At 68.8% G+C, this 23,836-nt stretch carries 18 protein-coding genes; 7 read left to right on the forward strand and 11 right to left on the reverse strand.

The features are described 5' to 3' along the window. The first annotated feature begins 306 nt into the window (after window positions 1-306). The 4 genes from AncyloWKF20_RS14095 (at window position 307) to AncyloWKF20_RS14110 (ending at window position 5,256) form a co-directional block, all read left to right on the forward strand. Window positions 307-1,599: a PHB depolymerase family esterase gene (locus AncyloWKF20_RS14095; protein WP_279314648.1), complete on the forward strand. Its 1,293-nt coding sequence runs from the start codon at window positions 307-309 to the stop codon at window positions 1,597-1,599. A gap of 290 nt (window positions 1,600-1,889) precedes the next feature. Beyond that, window positions 1,890-3,869: a M23 family metallopeptidase gene (locus AncyloWKF20_RS14100; protein WP_279314649.1), complete on the forward strand. Its 1,980-nt coding sequence runs from the start codon at window positions 1,890-1,892 to the stop codon at window positions 3,867-3,869. A 16-nt stretch (window positions 3,870-3,885) separates the two neighbouring features. Next, entirely contained in the window at window positions 3,886-4,548 is a 663-nt protein-coding gene (locus AncyloWKF20_RS14105) for a phospholipase (RefSeq protein ID WP_279314650.1), read from the forward strand. 150 nt (window positions 4,549-4,698) lie between these two features. Beyond that, on the forward strand, window positions 4,699-5,256 hold the full coding sequence (locus AncyloWKF20_RS14110; protein WP_267584835.1) for an HNH endonuclease: 558 nt from the start codon (window positions 4,699-4,701) through the stop codon (window positions 5,254-5,256). 38 nt (window positions 5,257-5,294) lie between these two features. Here the strand turns inward: AncyloWKF20_RS14110 and AncyloWKF20_RS14115 are convergent, their stop codons facing one another. Then, the gene (locus AncyloWKF20_RS14115) at window positions 5,295-5,825 is read right to left on the reverse strand and encodes a disulfide bond formation protein B (protein WP_279314652.1); all 531 of its coding nucleotides are present in this window, start codon (window positions 5,823-5,825) and stop codon (window positions 5,295-5,297) included. A 981-nt stretch (window positions 5,826-6,806) separates the two neighbouring features. After that, a complete protein-coding gene (locus AncyloWKF20_RS14120) occupies window positions 6,807-7,646 on the reverse strand; it encodes an alpha/beta hydrolase-fold protein (protein ID WP_279314653.1) in 840 nt (279 codons plus the stop codon). A gap of 286 nt (window positions 7,647-7,932) precedes the next feature. Between AncyloWKF20_RS14120 and AncyloWKF20_RS14125 the strand changes: the two genes are divergently transcribed. Further along, window positions 7,933-9,036 (forward strand): iron ABC transporter permease, encoded by a 1,104-nt coding sequence (locus AncyloWKF20_RS14125; RefSeq protein WP_279314654.1) that lies wholly within the window; start codon window positions 7,933-7,935, stop codon window positions 9,034-9,036. Next, entirely contained in the window at window positions 9,036-9,809 is a 774-nt protein-coding gene (locus AncyloWKF20_RS14130) for an ABC transporter ATP-binding protein (protein ID WP_279314655.1), read from the forward strand. Before AncyloWKF20_RS14125 ends, AncyloWKF20_RS14130 begins: the two co-directional genes overlap by 1 nt. Window positions 9,810-9,825: 16 nt before the next feature. Here AncyloWKF20_RS14130 and AncyloWKF20_RS14135 read toward each other — a convergent pair whose 3' ends face one another. The 8 genes from AncyloWKF20_RS14135 to AncyloWKF20_RS14170 form a co-directional block, all read right to left on the reverse strand. Further along, complete coding sequence (locus tag AncyloWKF20_RS14135; protein ID WP_279314656.1) at window positions 9,826-10,602, reverse strand: 2,3-dihydro-2,3-dihydroxybenzoate dehydrogenase; 777 nt, start codon at window positions 10,600-10,602, stop codon at window positions 9,826-9,828. Continuing rightward, window positions 10,584-14,492 (reverse strand): amino acid adenylation domain-containing protein, encoded by a 3,909-nt coding sequence (locus AncyloWKF20_RS14140; protein WP_279314657.1) that lies wholly within the window; start codon window positions 14,490-14,492, stop codon window positions 10,584-10,586. Before AncyloWKF20_RS14140 ends, AncyloWKF20_RS14135 begins: the two co-directional genes overlap by 19 nt. A 2-nt stretch (window positions 14,493-14,494) precedes the next feature. Further along, complete coding sequence (locus AncyloWKF20_RS14145; RefSeq protein ID WP_279314658.1) at window positions 14,495-14,779, reverse strand: phosphopantetheine-binding protein; 285 nt, start codon at window positions 14,777-14,779, stop codon at window positions 14,495-14,497. Next, window positions 14,779-15,423: an isochorismatase family protein gene (locus tag AncyloWKF20_RS14150; protein WP_279314659.1), complete on the reverse strand. Its 645-nt coding sequence runs from the start codon at window positions 15,421-15,423 to the stop codon at window positions 14,779-14,781. Before AncyloWKF20_RS14150 ends, AncyloWKF20_RS14145 begins: the two co-directional genes overlap by 1 nt. Beyond that, the gene (locus AncyloWKF20_RS14155; protein ID WP_279314660.1) at window positions 15,420-17,057 is read right to left on the reverse strand and encodes an AMP-binding protein; all 1,638 of its coding nucleotides are present in this window, start codon (window positions 17,055-17,057) and stop codon (window positions 15,420-15,422) included. Before AncyloWKF20_RS14155 ends, AncyloWKF20_RS14150 begins: the two co-directional genes overlap by 4 nt. 21 nt (window positions 17,058-17,078) lie before the next feature. Next, window positions 17,079-18,341: an isochorismate synthase gene (locus AncyloWKF20_RS14160; RefSeq protein WP_279314661.1), complete on the reverse strand. Its 1,263-nt coding sequence runs from the start codon at window positions 18,339-18,341 to the stop codon at window positions 17,079-17,081. A gap of 31 nt (window positions 18,342-18,372) precedes the next feature. Next, on the reverse strand, window positions 18,373-19,623 hold the full coding sequence (locus tag AncyloWKF20_RS14165; RefSeq protein WP_279314662.1) for a YncE family protein: 1,251 nt from the start codon (window positions 19,621-19,623) through the stop codon (window positions 18,373-18,375). 62 nt (window positions 19,624-19,685) lie between these two features. After that, a complete protein-coding gene (locus AncyloWKF20_RS14170) occupies window positions 19,686-20,834 on the reverse strand; it encodes an ABC transporter substrate-binding protein (protein ID WP_279314663.1) in 1,149 nt (382 codons plus the stop codon). A 360-nt stretch (window positions 20,835-21,194) separates the two neighbouring features. Here AncyloWKF20_RS14170 and AncyloWKF20_RS14175 point away from each other — a divergent pair, with 360 nt between their 5' ends. Further along, on the forward strand, window positions 21,195-22,517 hold the full coding sequence (locus tag AncyloWKF20_RS14175) for a UDP-glucose/GDP-mannose dehydrogenase family protein (RefSeq protein WP_279314664.1): 1,323 nt from the start codon (window positions 21,195-21,197) through the stop codon (window positions 22,515-22,517). A 21-nt stretch (window positions 22,518-22,538) separates the two neighbouring features. On the opposite strand, the gene AncyloWKF20_RS14180 is transcribed toward AncyloWKF20_RS14175, so the two are convergent. Next, window positions 22,539-23,834, reverse strand: coding sequence for an O-antigen ligase family protein (locus AncyloWKF20_RS14180; RefSeq protein ID WP_279314665.1), 1,296 nt, complete (start codon window positions 23,832-23,834; stop codon window positions 22,539-22,541). Between the last annotated feature and the right edge of the window lie 2 nt (window positions 23,835-23,836).

Here is a 23,836-nt window from a genome sequence, read left to right on the forward strand (position 1 = left end):
GCTATCCTTGGGTCCTAAGGATCGTCAGAGGTGCGTAGCGGAAACGATTGCGAATCGCAATCATTCCAAAGGCGACGCCTATCGTTCGGGGATGAGGGCCTCACGCACTGCGTCGCAGCATGCGCAGCCTAGCGCAAGGTGCCGGTGCGATACATCCCGCATTCGCAGGTTCACCCGGCTTTTGCTTCCGAAACGGCAGGATCGCGGTGCTGACGGGCTGTTAACCATCTTTGCCTTCTAATTGACGGAAATGAGCGGTCTTTACGCCTTGTACGCAAAGCCGCACCTTCGAGGTCGCGCCGAACTATGCATTTCACGAAACCCTGCCTCCTGATTGGCGCATTGTTCCTGGCGCTGCTCGCCCCCGCTGCGGCGCAGCAAGCCGCGAGCGGCGAGCGCACCCTCGTCTCCGGCGGTCTCACCCGCGAATTCATCCTGCACATACCGAAGGACGCGCCGCCGGGCCCGAAGCCGCTGGTCATCGCCCTGCACGGCGCCTGGCAGCCGGCCGGGGTGATGCAGCGCTATCTCGATCTCGACAAGATCGCCGACCGCGAAGGCTTCATCGTCGCCTATCCCAAGGGGCTTAACCTGCTCTGGAATGACGGGCGCGCCACCGTCGCCGGCATCATGCCGATCCTCTACCCGCGCGACGACGGCCGCTTCGTCGTCGACGTGCTGGAGAGCCTCGAGGCGGAAGGGCTGGTCGATCCCAGCCGCGCCTATCTCATGGGCTTCTCCAATGGCGGCTTCCTCACCGCCTTCGTCGCCTGCCGCTATGCCGACCGCTTCGCCGCCTATGCGACGATGATGATGACGGTGCCGGTGGGCTATTCGGAGAGCTGCAAGCCCTCGCGGCCCCTCCCGATCCTGATGATGAACGGCACCTATGATCCCATCGTGCCGATGTTCGGCCGCCCGACGCCCGGCGCCCGGCTGATGTCCGCCAGCGAGAGCGCGGCACTGTTCGCGCGCATCGACGGCTGCGGCACGCCGGTGGAGACCAGCGCGCCGCACGCCCGCATCCTGCGCTGGGAAGGCTGCGCCAATGGCTCGGCGGTGGCCTTCTACGAGATCGCCGGTGGCCACCAGCCGCCCTCGCAGTCGACCGACGCGGCGGATGCGCTGGCCGCCCTGCTGCTCGGGCCGCGACGCTCGGGCCTCGACGCGCCCGAAGAGGTTTGGTCCTTCTTCAAGCAGTTCACTTTGCCCCTGCCGGACGCACCGGATGCCGCGCCGCTGCTCGCCGGCACCCCCGTGGTGGCGCCCGGTGGCGGCGAGACATCCACGCGCGCTTTGGCCCTCGCCCCGACCGCCCAGCCTGCGGTGATGGCAACGGCGGCACGCGCGAGCGCGCCGGCCACCGCCGGAACCACCCGGCCGATCCTGCAGAACCCGGATTCGCTGGCGACTGCCTGGCAGGGCATCGCGCCGGAAAACGGGACGGGCGCGAGCGCGACGGCAACCTCCGCGACGACAAGTCCGGCGTCGGCGACGGCCGCGCCGCGCCTCGCTTCCGTGCCGCTTCCCACGCCCTCGCCGCTGCGCCCGCGCCGGGCCACGAGCGCGCCCGCCCTCCAGTCGGTGAGCCTGCAATAGGCCGCGGCGGGAAAGCCTCGGGCAAGCCGCGCCATGCTTTTGCCGTGAGACCCAGCTTTACATCGCCGCTCGGATCGGGCGGCGCAGGATGGCCGCGCCGCGCCGCCTCGGGTTGACGGCACCGGCCGCAGACGGCATCGTCCCGGCCGCCCTCGTCAGAGGGTACCGACCAACCGCCGAATCGTTGCGCCCGCCTTGGCGAGCGCCGGTATGAACCAGAGCGAACAAGGCGTCGCCCACCGCCGCGAGGCGGAAGGCAAGACGCCGGACATTGAGTGGGGATTGGCCTGTTGGAGACTCGTCGCGGACCAAACGGCCTACGTCACTCGCGTGGCGCGGCGTTCGATCTGGGTGATGAGCCGCCGCTCGGTGTCGATGGCGATGCCGAGGAGCCGATCAACCGTCGTCGCATTTCCATTCGCTGGCTGATGGCCACGCTGCTCACCGGCATTTGCGGCGCCGGGCTGATGGGCGGGGCGGTCTATGCCGCGCTTGATGGCGAATACCGCTTCGCGCAGATGCCGGAGACCGTGCGCTCGGCCCTGCGCGGCGCGCTGGCGGCCGGCGAGCGCCCGTCCAACACCGCCCGCAAGGGCGACCGCATGTCCATCCTGTCGGAGACCTTCAGCGCCAAGCAGACGCTGCGCATCTCCACCACCAGCAAGGATGGCGACCGTGAGGTCATCAAGGTCCGCCCGGTCATCAAGGTCGCCTCGAACCTCGCCCAGTCGGTCACCGCCGCCTCGGTCGACGTGCCGCGCTTCAACCCGGCCAAGCTGATCGCCGATTCCACCGCCGACGACGACAATGACGCCCCGCAGGCGGAAGCGACCGGCGACATCACGCTGGTCATGCGCGACCTCGCCACCATGCCTCCCAGCACGAAATTCGCGGCCGAGCTGCCGATGGAGGACGTGCTGATGAAGGTGCGCGAGAGCGCCGAATTCAGCCTGCCGACCGACAGCCGCACCCCGGCGCTGGCCAATTTCGGCGGCGCGCTGGGCTTCCCCCCCGCCCCCGGAGCGGACCCGGCGAGCGCCCTCGCCCAGCCGGACAATTATTCCTCCATCGACAAGTCCGGCGACGACGCCACCGGCGGCAATGACTGGAGCGAGCGCGCGGTGGTCGCCAAGAAGGGCGACACCATCGTCTCCATCCTCGTCGGCCTCGGCGTGCCGGAAGTCTCCGCCAAGGCCGCCTCCAGCGCCTTCGTCGCCCGCGAATTGCAGGGCCCGCTGGCGGAAGGCATGCGCCTCAAGGTGCTGCTCGACGCCAGCAGCAGCGCGGTGATCCCGGTGCGCGTCGCCGTGTTCAACGACAATGGCCACCAGGGCACCATCGCCTATTCCGACACCGGCCGCTTCCTCGCCGTGCAGGAGCCCGCCGACACCCAGGTCGCCGATATCGGCCCGGATGACGCCGATGGCGATGCCGATGGCGGCGGGCGCGGCGGCATCACGCTCTATGAGAGCATCTGGGAGACCGCGCTGCGCCATGAAGTGCCGCGCCCGGTCATCGAGAGCATGATCCGCGTCTATTCCTTCGACGTCGATTTCCAGCGCCGCGTGCGTGCGGGCGATGCCTTCGAGGTGCTGTACGAGCCCGACGAGGCGGGCGGCGCCGGCGGCGTGATGTATGCCGGCCTCACCGTCAGCGGCGAGGAGCGGCGCTATTACCGCTACCAGACACCCGATGACGGGCTGGTCGATTTCTATGACGACGCCGGCAAGAGCGCGAAGAAGTTCCTCGTCCGCAAGCCGCTCTCCGGCGGCATATTGCGCTCGGGCTTCGGCATGCGCCGCCACCCGATCCTCGGCTATAGCCGCCTGCATTCCGGCGTCGACTGGTCCGACCGCGTGGGCACGCCGATCTACGCCGCCGGCAATGGCGTCATCAAGAAAGCCGCTTGGACCTCCGGCTATGGACGGCGCATCGAGATCCAGCACGCCAATGGCTATGTGACGACCTATTCGCACCAGTCCGGCTTCGCCAAGGGCATCCGCGAGGGGCTGCGCGTGCGCCAGGGCCAGCTCATCGGCTATATCGGCTCTTCCGGCCTCTCCACCGGCGCGCATCTGCATTACGAGGTGCTGGTGAACGGCCGCTTCGTCGATCCCATGCGCATCCGCCTGCCGCGCGGGCGCGCGCTCGACGGCAAGATGCTGGCGAGCTTCGAGGATGAGCGCGAGCGCATCGACACGCTGCTGAACCACAACGCCCTGCCCAAGGTCGCCTCGGGCGGCACGGCCAGCCTCGACGATTCCAACTGATCCAGGTCTTCATCTGATGCTTGACGGCCCGCACCTCGCCCCCCGCTCCGGCCGTCCGGCGACCTCGCTCGTCGTGCTGCTGCACGGCTATGGCGCGGATGGGCGCGACCTGATCGACCTCGGCCAGATGTGGGCGCCGCTCCTGCCCGACGCCGCCTTTGTCTCCCCGCACGCGCCGGAGCCGCTCACCATCGCCCCGGTCGGGCGGCAATGGTTCGGCTATGTCGAGCGCAACGATGCCGAGCGCTGGGCGGGCGTGCAGAGCGCCCATGCCGCGCTCAACGGCTTCCTCGACGCGGAACTTGCCCGCCTCGGCCTTACCGGCGACCGGCTCGCGCTGGTCGGCTTCAGCCAGGGCACGATGATGGCGCTGCACACCGGCCTGCGCCGCAAGGTCGCGCCGGCCGGCATTGTCGGCTTTTCCGGCATCCATGTGCTGCCGGGCGAGCGCGGCATCGCCGCCTTCGATGGCGAGATCACCGCCCGCCCGCCGGTGCTGCTGGTGCATGGCGACCGCGACGAGATCATCGCCCCGCCCTATCTCGCCCGCGCGGTGGAAAGCCTGTCGGCGCGCGGCATCGCGGTGCGCTCGCATCTTGCCCCCGGCCTCGGCCATGGCATCGACCCGGTCGGCCTGCGCCTCGCCGGCGCCTTTCTCGCGGAAGTCCTGAAGGGCTGATCGCGCCGAGGCCGAGCCGGCCTGCGCGCGGGTGTGACCCCGCGCCCGCTATTCGCCGCTTCACAAGATTGACACGCTAAGAATAGACTATCGCCGTGCGTCAGACGGCGCCGAGTCGTCGAGCTGGCGCCCTTTTGCAGGGAGCGAGTGTTGACGGCGACATTGTCTCCGGGTGCCTGGCCTGCCCTCGTGCTCAACGCCGATTATCGGCCTCTGAGCTATTACCCCCTCTCGGTCTGGTCCTGGCAGGATGCGATCAAGGCGGTGTTCCTCGACCGGGTGAACATCGTTGAATATTACGAGCGCCAGGTGTCCAGCGCGACCTTCCAGATGCAGCTGCCGAGCGTCGTCTCGCTCAAGGCCTTCATCCGTCCGTCGCGCCAGCCGGCCTTCACCCGCTTCAACGTGTTCCTGCGCGACCGCTTCACCTGCCAATATTGCGACTCGCGCGACGACCTCACCTTCGACCATGTGATTCCCCGCTCGCGCGGCGGCCAGACCACCTGGGAGAATGTCGTCGCCGCCTGCTCGCCCTGCAATCTGCGCAAGGGCAGCCGCATGCCGGTGGAAGCCGGCATGATTCCGCGCCAGCGCCCCTTCCAGCCCTCGGTGTTCGACCTGCACCAGAACGGCCGGCACTTCCCGCCGAACTACCTGCATGACAGCTGGATGGACTATCTCTACTGGGACACCGAGCTCGACCCGTAGGCCCGGCGCATCCTCACGCGGCGCGCGAAGAGATCGTGTCAGCGCGCCGCCGCCCCGCGCAGGGCGACCAGCGTCAGCGCAACCGCGATGAAGGCGTTGTAGCCGGCCAGCGACAGGCCGAAGAGCCGCCACGGCGCCTCGTCGCAGCGCACCACCCGCGCCTGCTGCAGGCTGTCGAGCAGATTGCCGCCGCCAAGCGCCGGCCCGCTGCCCGAGCACGCCGTCGGGCCTTGCCAGAAGCCCCATTCGACACCGGCATGATAGATGGCGAGGCACGCCGCCAGCGCCATGAGCATGGCGGTCAGCGACAGCGCCATGCGGGCGAAATTCGCCTTGCCCGCGCTCGCCAGCGCCACCGCGACCAGCGCCAGCGGCACGCCGACATAATAGGGAATGCGCTGTTCCAGGCAGAGCGGGCACGGCGCCAGCCCGACCACGAGCTGGAAGTACCACGCCCCCGCCAAAGTCCCCGCCGCCGCGAGCGCCACGATGAGCCCGGCGGCGATCTGCGTGGAACGCAGCGAGGGCGAGGCGGCCGGAGCGGTGGCAGATGGGGCAGCGCTGGTCATGACGGCATCCGTGAGTTTCTGCTGCGGTACAACTAGCCGCCCGGCGCGCCGTTGCAAATCACGAGTGAGCGCCCGGGCGGAAGCGCTTCGCGCCGAGAAGAGCAGAAGAGCTTCGCGAGTCTCCCCTGGGCCCCGGATCGGCGCGGCACCTACGTGCCGCTTGTCCGGGGAACGGGGTGGCTCGGCGGCGTGTGGTGCTGCGGCGTGTGCCGCCATGCGTGTCCCGGACCAGCGGAGGCGAAGCCGAAGCGCCGAGCCGGGACCCAGCGCAAAGCTTCGCCGAAGGCGACAACGCATCTCAGGACGACCGGGCGGGACCGCCCCCACCCCTTACAACGTCATCCCCAGGCTTAACCCGGCAATCATGACGTTGACCGGTGCGAAGTCGTGGATGGCCGGGTCAAGCCCGGCCATGACGGCGTGTTGGGCAAGCACCCGTCAACTTTAGGCGGCACAACCACCGCAGGCGCCGCTCCGGTATCGCCACCCCCACCCCTCGCGACGTCATCCCCGGGCTTGACCCGGGGATCCATGACTTAGGGGAATGCCGGCACGCGCCCATTCGTGCTGCGCTGCGGCAAGCTGAGGGCATCAGAGAGTGACGCGTTTCGCGAATCTCCGCTGGGCGCGGATCGGCGCTGCACTTATGTGCCACTTGTCCGGGGAACGGTGCGGCGGGAGGTCGTCTGGCGCCGCGACGTATCCCGGACCAGCGGAGGCGACGCCGAAGCGCCGAGCCGGGACCCAGCGCAAAGCTCCGCCGAAGGCGGCACTCATCTCGGGACAACCGGGCGACCGCCTCCCTCACGACGTCATCCCCGGGCTTGGCCCGGGGATCCATGACTTTGGACCGATGCACGCGGAAGGGAAGGCGTGGATGGCCGGGCCAAGCCCGGCCATGACGGCGTGTTGGGGCAAGCACCATTCGAGTTTAGGCGACGCGACCACGGCAGGCGCCCGGCCCGGGACTGGCGTCGTCCCTCACCCCCCGCGCAGAAAGCGCAGGGCGCGCGCCATCGCGGTGGGAAGAACCGAGGCGTGATCCTCGCCGGCCAGCAGGGTGAAGCGGATATCCGCACCAGGGCCCAGCTCGGCCGCCGCGGCGGCGGCGAAGGCGGTGGCGCGGGTGACCATGCCGCGCGCGGCGCGGCGGGCGGCCATGTCCGCGCTCAGGGGGCCGCCCTGCTGCCAGGGCGCCATCGCCTCCTCCCATTCCCCGACCATCATGGCGAGCCGCAGCGCGGTGCCCGCCTCCCGCCGCGCAACGAGCCCCTCTCGCAGCCGGGGCTCGTCCCACCAGAGCGATGGGCTCACCGCGACATAGGCGGCGAAGGCGGCCGGGTCACGCAGCGCCACGTCGAGCGTGAACCAGCCGCCGAGCGAATGGCCGAACAGCAGGTGGCGGCGCGGATCGAGCAGCAGGTCGGCGGCGAGGCGCGGCTTGAGCACGCTCTCGATGAAGGCGAGAAGCGCATCGCGCCCCCCCGTCGGACGTGATGGCGCGAGCCCCTCCCGCATCTCGGCGCTGGGACCGGCGGTGTAATCGAAGGTCCGGCGCCGGCGACTATCATCGTCCTCGGGGTAGCCGATGCCGACCAGCACCGCCTCCTCGATGCCCGTGGCCTGCGTCCGGCCGGCGCCGCGCCGCATCACCTCGGTAAAGGTAGCGAAGGCGGCATTGGCATCGAGCATGACAATCAGCGGGAAGCCGCCGGACGGGGCGGGGCCGCGCGGACGCGCGAGGAAGATGCGCCAAGGCGCGCCGCTACCGGGGGGCGCGAGATCGAACCATTCGGCATCCGGCACGATGACGGCGGGCATCGGGGCTCCCTTGCGCCTCCCGCGCCGGCAAGCCCGGCACGGCCCCTGCTCTAGACCATGGCGCCGCGCGCGCAAGAGGGAGGGCGCGGCAGGAAGCGGTGTCGGCGTCCCGCGCGGGCGGTCGTGACGCAGCGGGCGGAAGGGCGGGACGCGGTGGGGGACGCGGGGGACTTCCAGACTGAAACGATTCTAAGGAATTTGCTTTCCCGTGCAGAGGCTTGACCCCCTCCGGCCCCTCATGCAGAACCGCTAGACCCGTCGCGCGGCCCGGCCCGCGGAGACCCGCATGACCGAGACCTCGCCCCCCATCGCGTCCCCTGCCCTGCCCCCCGCGGCGCCCGAGACGGCCCCGCACGCCGCCGCCCTCGCCGCCTATGCGCGGCTGGTGCGCCGGCGCGTCGCCATCGTCATCGGGCTCGGCACGCTGATGCTGGTGGCGCTGCTGTTCGACATCGCCACCGGCCCCTCCCGCCTGCCGATCGCCGATGTGGTCGCCGGCATTCTCGACCCCGCCTCGCTCGACGGGCCCGCTCGCGTCATCATCTGGCAGGTGCGCCTGCCCTATGCGCTGATGGCGGTGCTGGTCGGCGCGGCGCTGGCGCTGGCCGGGGCGGAGATGCAGACCATCCTCAACAACCCGCTCGCCAGCCCCTTCACACTCGGCGTGTCCTCCGCCGCCTCCTTCGGCGCGGCGCTGGCGCTGGTGCTGGGGGCGAGCGTGCCGCTGCTGCCGGGCGAGTGGAACCTGCCGCTCTTCGCCTTCCTCTTCGCCTTCGGCTCGGTGCTGCTGCTGCAGGTGCTCGCCGGGCTGCGCGGCACGGGGGTGGAGACGCTGGTGCTGTTCGGCATCGCGCTGGTCTTCACCTTCAACGCGCTGGTGGCGCTGATCCAGTTCGTCGCCAGCCAGGAGGCGCTGCAGCAGCTCGTCTTCTGGAGCATGGGCAGCCTGTCGCGCGCCACCTGGGGCAAGCTCGGCGTGCTCACACTGGTCACACTGGTCACAACACCGTACTCACTGGCCGCCGCCTGGCGCATGACCGCGCTGCGCCTCGGCGAAGACCGCGCGCGCTCTTTCGGTATATCGGTCAAGAGGTTACGCTTCTTCTCCCTGCTGCGCGTCAGCCTGCTGGCGGCGACCTCCGTGGCCTTTGTCGGCACCATCGGCTTCATCGGCCTGGTAGCCCCCCACCTCGCCCGAATCCTGGTTGGCGAAGATCACAGATTCTTCTTGCCTGCCAGTATGTTAGCGGGGGCGACGGTGATGTCGCTGGCCTCGGTGGCATCGAAGACCGTTGTTCCCGGCACGCTGTTGCCGGTCGGCATTGTCACCGCACTGGTCGGCGTGCCCTTCTTCATGGCGCTGATCTTTACCCGTCGGGAGCGACTGTGATGGCCCTGCATGTGGAGGGGCTGTCCGTCGGCTACGGCAAGCGCCATGTCATTGATAAACTTGATATTCCAGCGATCGAAGGCGGGCAGGTCACCGCGCTGATCGGACCCAACGCGGCGGGGAAGACGACGTTGTTGCGGGCGTTGGCGGGGTTGGTCAGTGCAAAGGGAACAATCCGGCTCGAGGATATCGAGCTGACGGCACTGTCCATCGCCGGCCATGCGCAGCATGTTACCTACATGCCGCAGGCGCTGCCCCAACGTGTCGCGCTGACCGTGCTGGAGGCGACGCTGAGCGCGCTGATGTCGGCGAGGGGCGAGGCCCTGCCCGCCGCGCAGGCGCGTCTCAAGGCCATGCAAGCCCTTGAGCGGCTTGGGATTTCGGATCTCGCCCTGCGCGGGCTCGACGAGCTCTCCGGCGGCCAGCGCCAGCTCGCCAGCCTCGCCCAATCCATCGTGCGGGAACCGCGCGTGCTGCTGCTGGACGAGCCGACGAGCGCGCTCGACATTCACCACCAGTTGCGGGTGATGCAACTGGTGGAGGAGCTGGCGCGCGAGCGGGGCATCATCGTCATCATCGTACTGCACGACATCGCCCAGGCGGCGCGTTACGCGCAGCGGATTATCCTGCTGGAACAAGGCGCTATCGCCGCCGACGGTACGCCGGCACAGGCCATCACCCCGGCGACGCTGGCCCGCGTCTACAAGGTCGAGGCGCGGGTCGAGCCCTGCTCGCGGGGCTTCCTGCAGGTCATCGTCGACCGCGCGCTTTAGCTGTCGGATCAACCACTTAGCCGCGCAGCGTGGCGCCGCCATCGACATAGAGATCGGTCATGGTGATGTGGCTGGCGCGGTCGGAGAGCAGGAACACCACCGCCTCGGCTACCTCATCGGGCGTCGCCAGCTTGCCGAGTGGAATGCCGGCCTTGAAGATCTCCGGCGTGCCGGCGATGACGCGCGCGGCGCCGTTCTCATCCGCCCACATGCCGGTCTGCATCGGCGTCAGCGTCGAGCCCGGAGCGACAATATTGCAGCGAATTCCGTGACTTGCGAGCTCCAGCCCGAGGCAGCGGGTGAACATGGTGGCGGCGGCTTTGGAGGCGGCGTAGGCGGCCATGGCGTGGCGGGGAATGCCGGCGGCGTTCGATGATACCGTCACGATCGCCCCGCGCCGGCGCGCCTGCATGACCTTCGCGACCTCCCGGCTGACGCGAAAAACCCCGCCGGCATTGATACTTAGCACCCGCTCCCACTCCGCATCGGTGAGCTCCGTCACCACCGTGTTGGAGAGCACGCCGGCAACGTTGGCGAGGAGGTCGATGGGGCCGATGTGGTGGACGATCAGGCCGATGAGTGCAGTCACATCCATGCTGGAGGACACATCCAGCCGGAACGGGGTCACCGCCCCGCCGAACTCGCTGGCGAGCGCCTTCACCCCGTCCTCGTCGAGATCCGTGGCGACGACGCGGGCGCCCTCCTCCACCAGGAGCCGCACCACCGCCGCGCCGATGCCGCCAGCGGCGCCGGTGACGAGGGCGAGCTTGCCGTTCAGACCGCTGTCGCGCATGTCGGCTCCTTGAAATCCTGCCCCGCCAGCAGGCGGGCGAGCGCGGGGGCGATGTGCGCAGTCGCCTCCGGCCCGGTGAGATGGGCGTGCAGCGCCGGCACCTCGATCACCGCGACGTCACGGGCATAGGCCAGCCACTGCTCGGGGGAGAGATCGCGGCCCTGATGGTCGAGCCCGGCGCGCATATGGGTGATCGTGCCGTCATAGCGGCGGTGATGATGGCCGCGCACGAGCCGGTTATTGCCGGCGACCACCCGCACCACGCCGTCGAGCGCGGCATCGGGCAGGCGCCCGAGCGGGCTGTCGGAGGCGCGCAGGAAGGCAAGCACGGAGGCACGGTTGAGCGCCAGCGCCGGTAGCCGGTCGGGGTCATGACCGGCAATGGCGATCAGCGCCTTGAGCGCGCCGTCCTCGCCGGGGTCGGGCTCGCCGCGCCAGACATCGCAGGGGTAGGAATCGAGCATCACCACCAGCCCGACCTCGCCGCCGAGATCGCGCAGCCGCACCGCCATGGCCTGCGCGATGATGCCGCCGACCGACCAGCCGAGCAGGTGATAGGGGCCTTCCGGGCGGATGGCCCGGATGCGCGCGACATAATCGGCGGCGAGCGCTTCCAAACTTTCGGGCACCGTCCCGTCCGGCGCCAAGGCGGGCGCCTGGAGCCCATAAACCGTGCGGCGTGGATCAAGCGTGCGGGCGAGGCGGCCATAGCACCAGGAAATGCCGCCGGCCGGGTGGATGGCGAAGAGCGGCGGCAGAGCAGGATCGCCCGCCACCAGCGTGATGAGCGGGTCGAGACCTGAATCCTCGCCCTGCCCTTCCGCGTCGATCAGCCGGGCGAAGCCTTCGACGCTCGGCTGGGCGAACAGCGCGCCAAGGCCGGGATCGCGGCCGAACGCCTCGCGGACCCTGAGCAGCAGCGCGACGGCGGCGAGCGAATCCCCGCCCAGCGTGAAGAAATCATCTTCCGCCGCGATCGGCGTGGCGAGCTGAAGCTGGTCGGCGAACAAGGCTGCGAGGCGCTGCTCGGTGGGCGTTTGCGGCGCGCGCTGGCCGGTCCCCGCGAAATCGGGGGCGGGCAGCGCAGCCCGATCCAGCTTGCCATTGGCGTTCACCGGTAGCGCCTCGAGGGCTACGAAGGCGGCGGGCACCATATAGTCCGGCACCTTGGCGGCTACGCGCGCCTTGAGAACGGCAAGGTCCGCGCCGGGCTCGGGCACGACATAGGCGACGATGCGCTTGGTGCCACGATCCTCGCGCGCGACGATGCCGGCCTGCCGCACAAGACCGGAAGCCATCACCGCCGCCTCGATCTCGCCGAGCTCGATGCGCAGGCCGCGTATCTTGATCTGGTGGTCCGAGCGGCCGAGATAGACCACCGCGCCATCCGGGCGCAGGAGGGCGAGGTCGCCCGTCGCATAGATGCGCTCGCCCGGCAAGTGAGGGTCAGCGACAAAGCGCTCGGCGGTGAGGTCCGCCCGGCCGAGATAGCCGCGCGCGAGCTGCACCCCGCCGAGATAGAGTTGCCCGGGGACATTCGGCGGCTGCGGGCGGCCCTGCTCGTCCAGCACATAGAGTCGGGTATTCCACACGGGGAAGCCGATGGGCACGGGCAGCGAGCGATCGTCGCGCGCGGCGGGCCAGTAGCTCACATCCACCGCAGCTTCCGTCGGCCCGTAGAGATTATGCAGCTCCGCCTTGAGGGTGCGGTGGAAGCGGTCGCGCAGATCCGCCGGCAGTTCCTCGCCGGAGCAAAACACGCGGGCAAGGCTCAGCCCCTGGGCGCTCGGCTCGGCGAGGAAGGCGGCGAGCATGGAGGGCACGAAATGCGCGGTGGTGATCGCCTCGGCGCGGATGAGGCGGGCCAGCGCCACGGGATCGCGATGCACCTCGGGCGGGGCGACGACCAGCAGGCAACCGGTGAGGAAGGGCAGGAAGAACTCCCACACCGACACGTCGAAGGTCGCCGGGGTCTTCTGCAGGATGATGTCGGCGGGCGTGAAGGCGTAATGCGCCCGCATCCATTCCAGCCGGTTGACGATGGCGCGGTGCTCGATGACGACGCCCTTCGGCTCGCCGGTCGAGCCGGAGGTGTAGATCACATAGGCCGTATCGCCCGGCTGCGGGGCGGCAAGACCGGTGCCCAGTGGCTCGCGCGGCCAGGCGGCGGGGGGGAGCACGGGAACGCCGGCAAAGCGCGGCGCATCGCTGTCGCCGGCCAGCACCAGCTTCGGGGAGGCGGAGGCGAGGATGCGGGCGAGCCGCGCATCCGGCTGGGCGAGATCCACCGGAAGATAGGCGGCACCGGCGCGGATGATGGCGATGAGCGCGATGACCAGCTCCAGTGAACGCGGCAGCGCCACCACGACGATGTCTTCACGACCGATGCCGCGAGCGGCCAGCGCCTCGGCCAGTGCGCGCGAGCGGGCGTCGAGCGTGGCGTAATCCAGCGTCTGGCCCTCGAAGCGCAGCGCCGGGGCATGGGGCGTCTCCCGCATCCGCGCCTCGATCAGCGCGGCGAGCGTGGTGTCGGGCACGGGGTGATCGGTCGCGTTCAGCGTGACGAGCGCCCAATGGGCTTCCTCGGGCGTCGCGGTCGGCACCGCCTCAAACGTGTCGGCGGCGCTGGCGGCGGCGATGAACTGCGCGAGGCGCGCGGCATGGGCGGCAACCTCAGCGGCGTCGTAAAGCGCCGGGTTGGCATCGACCTCGAGCCGCAGCCCATCTGTGCCGTGCAGGCGGAAAGTGAAGGTGATGTCCTCCACCGGCCCGGTGCTCAGCACCTCCAGCCGGCTCTCCAGCCCGGCAAAGCGGGGCTTCTCGTCGAAAGGCAGCAGGTTGATCAGCGGGCCGTGCAGGCGCCGCTGGCCGCCAATGAGCTTGAGGTCGCGGCGCAGCTGCTCGCTGCGGTAGCGCCCATGCCGGCGGGCGCGGGTGAGGCTTTTGGCGACGCCCACGAGATAATCCGGCAGGGAGGCACCGGCCGGCACGGCGACGCGCAGCGGCAGCACATTCATCAGCATGGCCGGCACGCGGGCGGCCGCGCTGCCCATGCGCGCCATGAAGGGCACGCCGACCACCACTTCGGGAGTGCCGGTGTGGCGCTGGACATAGGCGGCGGCGAGCGCGGTGACGACATCCGGCCACGGCACATTGACCTGATCGCCCAGCGCCCGCAGCCGGGCGAAGGCGGCGCGGTCGATCTCCACCGCCCGGCGGTGGAAGGTGAAGGCGCTCATCGGCGTGCCCGGCGCGAGGCTCGCCACTTCCGGCCGGTCGGCGAACAGACCCTGCCAATAGGCGCCGTCGGTCGCGCGCTTTTCCGAGGCGCGGTAGGCGGCGTCCTCATCAAGCGCCACACGCACGGAGGGCGGGGGATTGCCGGGGGCGTTCCCGGCGCAAGCGGCGTTGTAGAGCTCCGCGACGCGCTGGGTGAGCAGGATCATGCCATAGCCGTCAATGGCGAGATGGTGGACGCGCTGCTGCCAGATATGACGGTCAGGACCGAGCACGAACAGCCGCTCGGCGGCGAGCCTGTCGCGCACCGGGTCGACCGGGGTCGCCATGTCGCGGGCGATGTCGGCCGTCGCCGCGGCGAAGGGATCGGGGGCGGCGGAGAGGTCGATCACCTCCAGCACGGGGCGGCGGGCGGGGTCGATCATCTGGTGCGGGCCGGCGGGATCGTCGATCAGCGCCAAAGCGAGCGCATCCGCCTCGACGACCGCCTGCGCCAGCGCGGCCTCAAAGGCGGCGCGGTCGAGCGGGCCGGTCAGTTCGATGTACTGGCCGGTGTTGAACAGCGGATTGGCCGGGTCGAGCCGCTGCGCGTACCACAGCCCCGCCTGCGCCTCGGCGAGCGGGAAGGTCTCGCCCTCGGTGCTCCCGCTCATGCTCAGGCCCGAGCCGCCTGTTTCGCGTCGACCAGCGCCCACCAGCCGTTGAGCGTCGGGGTTTCCGCGAAATCGGAGAATTCCAGCTCCAGCCCGCCCTCGCTCCAGGCCAGCACGAGATTCATCGCCCGCATGGAATCGAGGCCGAGATCCATCAGGCTGTCATCGCCGCCGATCTCGTCCGGGTCTTCATGCAGCATGCGGGCAATGTCGGCGCGCATCCGCTCGCGGGTGATCGGGGCCGCGGGGGTGACGATGCGGCGGATATCGCCGGGCTCGATGGCCATCACAGAACCTCCAGAACATCCGCGCTCATCAGCGGCACCGCGCACACATCCGCCGCATAGGCGAGGGCGAGGTCGTGCTTGGCGCGGGAGAAATCGGCGAGCGCGTCGGCCACCAGGAAGGGCTCGATGTCGCGCATGAAGGCATCCGCCGCGGTCAGCGTGCAGCCAATATGGGCGTAGACGCCGCAGATGATCAGCTGGTCGCGCCCGCGCGCGCGCATCAGCGTCTCCAGATTCGAGCGCTGGAAGGCGCTGTAGCGGTGCTTCACCAGGACGAAGTCGCCGGGCTGGGGCGCCAGCGCGGGATGGACCGGCTGATGCTCGGGCGCCGCGCTCATGCCGGGGCCCCACAGATCAGCCTGAAGCCCGCGGTCGCGCCGGTCCTGATTGCCCTCCTGCGCGGTGTAGAACACCGGCACGCCCGCCGCTCGCGCCGCCTGCGCCAGCTGCGCGATATGGGCGATCACCGGCACGAGCGGGGAGGCGTCGGGAGCGAAGACGCGCAGGAAATAGTTCTGCATGTCGTGGATCAGCAGCGCCGCGCGGTCGCGCTCCAGCGTCCACGGCCCGCGCGGGGTGGGCAGTTCCTCGCGGCGCGGCAGGTCGTAGGCGGGAATGGTGGGAAGACCGGGTTTCGCGCTCATCGGGCGGCCTCCTGTTCGAGGAAGCGGCGCCGCAGGCTCGCGCGCAGTTCCTTGCGCGAGACCTTGCCGACCGCCGTGGTCTCGAAGGCATCAACGAAGACGATCTGGTCCGGCACCTTGAAATCGGCGAGTCCGCGCGTGCGCATCCACGCCTTCAGCGCCGCAGCTTTCGGCTTCTCGCCGGAGGCGATGATGAAGGCGCAGGAGCGTTCGCCCAAAAACGCGTCTGGCAGCGACACCACCGCCGCGTCGAACACGCTGGGATGGCCGAGCAGATGGTCCTCGATCTCCTCGGCGGAAATCTTCTCGCCGGCGCGGTTGATGTGGTCGCTGGCGCGGCCCTGCACCACGAGATAGCCCTCAGGCGTGCGCTTCACCACATCGCCGGTGCGGTAATAGCCGTCGGGCGTGAAGGAGCGGGCATTCGCCCCGTCGTTGTTGTGGTAGGCGCGGATCGTGTAGGGCCCGCGCGTGAGCAAATTGCCAGCCTCGCCCTCGGGCACGGGATGGCCGGCATCGTCGAGGATCAGTACCTCGTCGGCGGCGCTGATCGGCCGGCCCTGCGTGTCGGTGATGATGTCTTCCGGGTCGTCGAGGCGGGTGTAGTTCACCAGCCCCTCGGCCATGCCGAACACCTGCTGCAGCGTGCAGCCGAGCACCGGGCGCACGCGGCGGGCCGATTCCGGCAGGAACTTCGCCCCGCCGACCTGCAGCACCTCCAGGGACGACAGGTCGTGCGCGGTCCCCGGTGCCGCCTGCAGCCAGAGCAAAGCGAGCGGCGGCACGAGGCCGGTGATGGTCACGCGCTCGCGGGCGATCAGCGGAAAGGCGACTTCCGGGCTCGGCGAGGGGGCGAGCACGACGCGCGATCCCGCATGGAGCGCGCCGAACACGCCGGGCGAGCTCATGGGGAAATTATGCGCGACGGGCAGCGCCGCGAGATAGACGCTGTCGGGCGTCAGGCCGCAGATCTCGGCGCTCGCCCGGAACGAATAGATGTAGTCGTCATGGGTGCGCGGAATGAGCTTGGAGAGCCCCGTCGAGCCGCCGGAAATCTGCAGGAAGGCAACCTCCGAGGGGTCGGCATCCTCGGGGAGCACCACACCTTCACCGGAGGGCAGCGAGGCGAGCGAGGGGAACTCACCGCCCTCCCCGCCCTCCCCGACCACCACGACATGTTCCACGGCCGGCACCTCGGCGACGACCTGCGCGGCCAATGCGCGGTAGTCGAAGCCGTCATGGCTGGCGGCGATGAGGTAGCCGCGCGCCTCGGCCGTGCGGGCGAAATGGGTGATCTCAACATGGCGATGGGCCGGCAGCGCATAGACCGGGACCAGCCGGGCGCGAAACAGGCCGAACACGACGGACAGGAATTCCGGGATGTTGGGGATCTGCACCACCACCCGGTCGCCGGGTTGAAACCCGATCGCCAGCAGGCCACGGGCGATGCGCTCGGCGCGGGCTTCCAGCTCGGCGAAGCTCCAGCGCTGGTCGCCGCCGACCACGGCGATATGCGCGGGCATCTCCCATACGCGCTGGCGCAGGAAGGAGGTGAAGGTTTCCCCGCGCCAATAGCCGGCGGCGCGGTAGCGCGCGGCAAATTCCGGCGGCCAGACCTGTCGAAGCGGGATCACGCGAAACTCTCCCAAACGCCCTTACGCGCCCGCGTCCAGCGGGCGGCCATCCTCGTCGATGCCGAAAGCCTGCAGCAGCGCGGCGAATTTGGCGGAGGTCTCCTCCCCCTCGGCGGCCGGATCGGAGCCCGGCACGATTCCGGCCCCGGCATAAAGCCGGGCTTCGCCGCCGGCAATGCGCGCGCAGCGAATGGCGACGTGCCAGGCGCCGTCGCCCGCCGCGTCACACCAGCCGACCGCGCCGGCATAAAAGCCCCGGTCATAGCCTTCGAGCGCGGGAATGGCGCGGGCCGCCACCGCGCGCGGCGCGCCGCAGACGGCGGGCGTCGGGTGCAGCAGCGCGGCGAGTTCGAGGCTCGACATGGCGGGATCGCGCAACCGGCCGGCGATGCGCGTGCCGAGGTGCCACATGGTGGCGGTGGAGGTGATCTGCGTGCCCTCCGGCGTGCCAAGCTCGGCGCAATAGGGCGCGAGCTGATCGAGGATGGCCTCCACCACGGCGCGGTGCTCCCGCCCGTCCTTCTCGGAGACGGCGAGCGCCTCAGCCGCCGCGCGGTCATCGCCCGCATCGGCACGGCGGCGGGCCGAGCCGGCGAGCGGGTGGGAGAGAAGGGCCGCGCCGGTCTTGGATATCAGCAGTTCCGGCGTCGCGCCGATGAACACGCCGCCCTCCTCCGTGCCGGCCAGCGGCACGCAGAAGGTGGTGACGCTTTCATCGCGGGCGAGCGCCTGAAGCAGCGCCCCGGCGTCGATCGGCCGGTCGGCGGCAAGCCGCAGGCTGCGCGAGAGCACGATCTTGCGCAGACGCTCGCCGCTCGCATCCGTCTGGCCGCGCGCCATGGCGTCGAGCGCGGCCGTCACCGCCGCGCGATAGGCGGGCAGCGTCGGCTCGGCCATGACCCGCCATTGCGGAGCGCCGGCCGGCGCCAGCGGGCGCGGACCGCTTGCGCGCGGCAGCAGCCCGGACAGGTCCGGACGGCCGGCCTGGCGCGTGAGTTCCGCCGGCTGCAACAGATGGGCCGGCGCGTCCATGTCATAGGGCAGCGCGCCGACCAGCAGGCGCGGACCTTCCGGCCGCGCGGCGAAGTAAGCGCGCACCCGCGCCTCGACCGGCGCCGGGCCTGCCTCCAGCCGCCCAAGGCAGCCCTGCCCGATCAGCGTGTCCTCCCGGCCTGCCAGCACGAAGGGCAGGGCCGGGGCGGACATCGCCGCCGGGCGGATCGCAGATGCCACGCGCTCAGGCCGCGCGGCATCGGTGAGACGGGCATTCATCGGCAGACCCATTGACGGTCCATCCATGCGAGGTGGGCGCCGCTCAGGGCTTGATGAGGGTGACGGTGTCGCCGAAGGGATCGACCATCGGCACCGGACGGCCACGCTCGCCGCCGGGACCACCCGCAGGCGGCGCACCAGCCGGAGCACCTGCCGGAGCACCTGCCGGGGAAGCACCGGCCGGCGCGGCGGCAACCGGCGTCGCACCCGCCGGGGGAGCACCCGCCGGAGGAGCGCCCGCCGGCGCGGCGGCGCCCTCGGGCGGACGCGGACGCGGCACGCTCTTCACCTTGTTCGACACATAGACATTGCCGCTCTCGGCATCGACCGCGATGGTCTGCGGCATGGAGCCGGTGACGACATTGGCGATGGGGTCGAGCGTCTTGGTGTCGATCAGGCTGACGAAACCGCCGGTGCGGTTGGCGACATAGAGGATGCTGCGCTTGGCATCGAGCGCCACGCTCAGCGCGCCGCCGCCGGTCGGGATTTCCTTGATCAGCTTGCCGTCCTTGGCGTCGAGCACGGTGACTTCGCCCGAGCCCTGATTGGCGACGAAGACCTGATCGCCGCTGGCGTCATAGACGAGGTTGATCGCGCCCTCGCCGCCGGTGGGGTAGCGGTTCGTCACCTTCTTGCTGGCGAGATCGACCACCACGACCTCATTGGCCTGCAGCGCGGAGAGGAACAGGCGGTTGTTCTTGGCATCAAGCGCGATGCCGGCAATGCCGCCGGTGAGGTCGTCAATGCTGTCGACGATCTTGTTGGTGGCGCCGTCGATGATCCACACGGCGCTCGGCGTGTCGCGCATGCCGAGGACGGTGACATAGGCGCGGTTCTTGGCCTCGTCGACCGCGACCTCGCGCACATGCGCCTTCTCGCCCTTGGCAAGCTTGGCGACGACCTTGCCGCTGGCGAGGTCGATCACGCCGACCGAGCCGTCGCGGGTCTGCGTGCCGTAGAGCGTCTTGGTCTTGGTGTTGATGCCGAGCCCGAACATAGGGTCATCGCCGGTGGGAATGGTCTCGCGGGTTTCCAGCGTCGCCGGATCGAGCGCCAGAACGCTGGTCTCGGTGGCGCCGCGCGCGCCGGCGGCGGCGACATAGACGCGGTTGGTCGAAGCGCCGAACACGATCTCGTAGAGGCCCTGGCCGGGCTTCACCTGCTTGACGAATTCCGGGTCCGCGAGCGCCGCGCCACCGAGCGCCACCAGCGCCGTGGCGGAAAGCAGGGCCGAGCCCAGAAGGCGGAAGGACAGGCGGGCTTTAGGCCGGGAGGGCGTCGCGTCGATGGTCATGGCGGTACTCCGTTGAGGATGTCGTTGGCGGCGTGCGAAGCTCCCGGCGAGCGACGCAGGTTTCAGTCGAGCGCAACCCAGTTCGGGCCCTCGATGGGCACGGCAAGGAAGCGGGCATTGACCTCGGCGACGGTGGCGTCGACATCGAGGGCGCCGAAGCGCTCGGGGTGGATCCATTTGGCGAGGATTTCGACCGCGAACAGGTCGAGCGCGGAATTCAGCATCTGGTGCGACAGGCCGTAGACCCGCTTGTCGCGCACCGCCGCCAGCCCTGCGAATCCCGGCCGGGCGATGACGCGGGCCAGCGTCTCGCGGGCGCGCTCCGCGGTGTATTCCGGCCCGATCAGCAGCCCGCCCGTGCCTTCCATATGGCTGCCGCCGGTCGCGATATAAACCTGCGGATCCTGGGCGATGACATATTCGAGGTTGAGCTTGCCGAAGGCGCGGGGAATGACCGCCGCGCCGATATTGGCGCCGCCCACCAGGTCGATGATCTCGCCGACATTGCCGCGCCCCGGCGAATTGCAGCAATCCGCCGTCATCGCCGCGTGCGGCTCGAGGAAGACGCGCGGGCGCTCGGCGGGGGACAGGTTGGCGAGTTTGCTGGTCACCGCCTCGAGATGGGCGCGGCGATAGGCCAGGAAGGCCTCGGCCTTCTCGGAGGCGCCGGTGGCGGCGCCGAGAAGGCGCAGGCTCGGCTCGGTATTGGTCAGCGGGTGGGTGAAGAAGTCGATCACCACCACCGGGATGCCGGCGGCCTCGATGCGGGCGCGCTCCTCCTCGCTCGGCTGGGAGCCGAGGGAGAACACGGCGAGGTCCGGGCGGGCGGCCACCACCTGCTCGACCGAGAGCGAGCCGGCCGAGCTCGCGACCTTGGCCAGCGTCTCGATGGCGGGGAATTTCGCCCGATAGGCGTCATAGGTGTTCTTGCCCAGCCGGTTGATGTCGCGCGGCCAGGCCGCCAGCACGCTCACCGGATCGGGCTGGATGAGGGCAAGGGCGACGAGGAAGCGGCCATCGTCGATCAGCAGGCGTTTGGCGGGGGCGGTGAGCGTCACCTGCCGGCCGGTGAGGTCGGTCAGCTGCACCTCCGCCCGCGACGGCAGCACCAGCGTCGTCCATGCCAGCAGGCCGGTCACCAGCGCGACCAGCAGCCGGGCGGGAGCGAGGCGCGGGCGGCGCGCCGGAAGGGCCGGAAGAGTGAAAGCCATCGCGAGGTCTGCTTGGATCAACGGGCATCGGATGCTGGCGTCATCCGCCTCGGGGACAGACGTGTCAACTAAACAATTTGTAACAGCTTGTTTTTAATTACTCTAAATAAGAATAAATACGGTAATTGTCGCGATACTTCCGAAACTATACGCGACATTACTGCCCCTGCGTCATCACGAGTGGGTCAACCGCGCGCGCTTCTCGGCAGGCTTGGCACGCCCGTCCAAAATGCCGCAGTGCAACCAGAAACGGTATCAGATGGGTGTGCCGCTCTCGCCGCCCGGCAGCGAATTTGCTAGGTACGCCACGCGCCGCCCTGCGGGGCCGGTGCTTCGGCATCTGGGGGATGGGATCACTTCATGCGCGTTGCAATGATCGGTACCGGCTATGTCGGCCTTGTTTCCGGTACGTGCTTTTCGGACTTCGGCCATCACGTGACCTGCATCGACAAGGATGCCGGCAAGATCGAGCGGCTGAACCGCGGCGAGATTCCGATCTATGAGCCGGGCCTCGACGATCTGGTGCGCCGCAATGTCGAGGCCGGCCGGCTCGACTTCGCCACCGACCTCACCCAGGCGGTGAAGGAAGCCGAGGTGGTGTTCATCGCCGTCGGCACGCCCTCGCGCCGCGGCGACGGCCATGCCGACCTGTCCTATGTCCACGCCGCCGCGCGCGAGATCGCGCAGGTCGCGGAAGGCTTCACCGTCGTCGTCACCAAGTCGACCGTCCCGGTCGGCACCGGCACCGACCTCGAGCACATCATCCGCGAGGCGGCGCCCGAGGCGGACATCGCCGTGGTGTCGAACCCGGAATTCCTGCGCGAGGGCGCGGCGATCGAGGACTTCAAGCGCCCCGACCGCGTGGTGATCGGCACCAGCGACCCGCGCGCCCGCGAGGTCATGGCCGCGCTCTACCGCCCACTCTCGCTCAACGCCGCGCCGATCCTGTTCACCGAGCGCAACACCTCCGAGCTGATCAAATACGCCAGCAACGCCTTCCTCGCGATGAAGATAACCTTCATCAACGAGATGGCGGACCTGTGCGAGAAGGTCGGTGGCAATGTGCAGGAAGTCGCGCGCGGCATCGGACTCGACGGGCGCATCGGCTCGAAGTTCCTGCACGCCGGCCCCGGCTATGGCGGCTCCTGCTTCCCGAAGGACACGCTGGCGCTGATGCGCACGGCGCAGGAGGCCGGCTCCCCGGTGCGCCTCATCGAGACCGTCACCACGGTCAACGAGACGCGCAAGGCCGCCATGGGCCGCAAGGTGCTGGAAGCGCTGGAAGTGGCGCCGCGCGGGGCCACCGTCGCCGTGCTCGGCCTCACCTTCAAGCCGAACACCGACGACATGCGCGACAGCCCGGCGATCAACATCGTGCAGTCGCTGGTCGATCGCGGCGTCACCGTGCGCGCCTATGACCCGGAAGGGATGCACGAGGCCCGCAAGGTGCTGCCGCCCAGCGTAGTCTACACCGCCGGCGCCTATGAATGCGCCGAGGGCGCGGACTGCCTGGTCATCGTCACCGAATGGGACGCCTTCCGCGCCCTCGACCTCGACCGGCTGAAGGCCGTGCTCAAGAGCCCGATCGTCGTCGACCTGCGCAACATCTACCCGCCCGTCGACCTCCTCAGCCGCGGCTTCAAATACACCGGCATCGGCCGGGGGAATGTCGTTCAGGAGTGAGGAAGGCGGATGCGGTGCTTGTTACTTGGAACGAGCAACAGGCACCGCATTACGATACCTAACAGGCATCGGAGCCGCCGGGCGGACGCGAACCGGCGGCTGTGACGGCTGAGCCAGGAGAGCAAATCCTCCGGCGGCGGACAGCCAGAAGATCGGCGCGGTGGCGAGACCGAACGAGTCGCTCATCTGGTTGAGGATTATGTAGAGCGCCGCACTCAGAAAGAGCCCAAGAGCGACAATCGACCCGCCCGTTGGCCGCAGCCAGAAACGTATCGCCGCGCTGACCAGACCTGTCAGAACACAAAGAAAAACGCCCGTAATACCGATGACTCCCCAGAGCCCCATCCCCCGCGCATAATCAAGAAAGACATTATGCGAGTGGGTAAGCCCGTCGACCATCGACCCAGCACCTACGCCTGTGAGGGGATGCTCTAAGAAAAGCTCAATCGAAATGTCCCACACCACCATTCGAGACTCGACCGATTGATACTCAGCAATATCGGTTGCAAAAAGAATTGCATTAATCTTATCGTAGAGTAGAGGATTCCAGCTATCCAGCGAATTGTACACATACAATACAACAAAAAACGCAACAACAGACATACCAAAAATCTTAACTACAGCAATAGCCCCATCGCGACGTAGTAGCACAAAACAAAAAAGAGCAAAAGAAACAACCGGCGCAACACCAAGCGCGAATTTTCCGCCGCTAGCTAACAGCGAATACATCAAACCAAAAACGCCTAGGGCAGTAATTAGCTTACTCCCGGATTTTATATCGTTTTTTGCAAGTAACAGACTAACCAAAAATGGCACCGGCGTAGCCGACAGGATCGCCATCTGGATCGGTCCATCGAGAAATCCTTTGAACCGATACGATCCGTAAAACATAGCTGCGATCTGGGAACTAAGCTGCGAACCGATGATCAAGGCCATATTTATGGCCACGCCGATGAGCACCACGCGCCGTACAAACATGATGCAAAAAATGCTTCCATAGAGGCGCTGGGCAACGAAGAAAAACGGAACAAGCACGAGGCCAAAAGCCTGCGCCAGAACGACGCGAAATATTCGAAACGGCTCAGGTGACTCGATCAGCGAGATCACAGCAGCTAGCACCACGAAGCTCGACGCAAACAGCGCGACGAGCGGCAGAACCGGCATGCCGTCAGCCAGGATATGGCGCCCATTATAGCGCATTAGCAAAATCGGCGCCGCCATGAGAGGCAGGCAGATGACCATAAACGGAGCGGGGCCGACCTGGAGAAGGCCAGACATCCACAGCAGTGGCCCGAGAATGAATGCCAAAGCCGACACGG

This window comes from Ancylobacter sp. WKF20, assembly GCF_029760895.1.
GTDB lineage: Bacteria > Pseudomonadota > Alphaproteobacteria > Rhizobiales > Xanthobacteraceae > Ancylobacter.